The sequence below is a fragment of the Klebsiella sp. 1SOBk5mer genome (genome assembly GCF_046603115.1).
Classification (GTDB): domain Bacteria; phylum Pseudomonadota; class Gammaproteobacteria; order Enterobacterales; family Enterobacteriaceae; genus Klebsiella; species Klebsiella quasipneumoniae.
Map to the genome: position 1 here is coordinate 1 of NZ_JBKIUU010000038.1, position 371 is coordinate 371.

General features: G+C 49.3%; 1 protein-coding gene and 1 rRNA gene. Both read left to right on the top strand.

The annotated features are described in order from the left end of the window. Window positions 1–274: hypothetical protein (locus ACLH1U_RS25210; protein WP_411299516.1), on the top strand; the 274-nt coding region annotated here is incomplete at its 5' end. Beyond that, window positions 275–371 (top strand): 23S ribosomal RNA (locus ACLH1U_RS25215); the annotation flags it as partial.

The following is a 371-nucleotide window of genomic DNA, read 5'->3' on the forward strand; positions in this document are numbered from 1 at the left end:
GAACCTGAAAAGGTGCACTGCGAAGTTTTGCTCTTTAAAAATCTGGATCAAGCTGAAAATTGAAACGACACACTGTTTAAGTGTGTTCGAGTCTCTCAAATTTTCGCAATCAGAAGATGGCACTGTAAAAGGTGACGTGAGCAAAGTGAAGCCAAGGCGTACCGCACGCAGCGAGCGGAGTGGACTTAATGTCCATGAGCATCGCGAGTACGGAACAACGCAGGATTCACGATGCGCAACGAACCGGACAGAACAAGACGTCTTCGGGTTGTGAGGTTAAGCGACTAAGCGTACACGGTGGATGCCCTGGCAGTCAGAGGCGATGAAGGACGTGCTAATCTGCGAAAAGCGTCGGTAAGGTGATATGAACC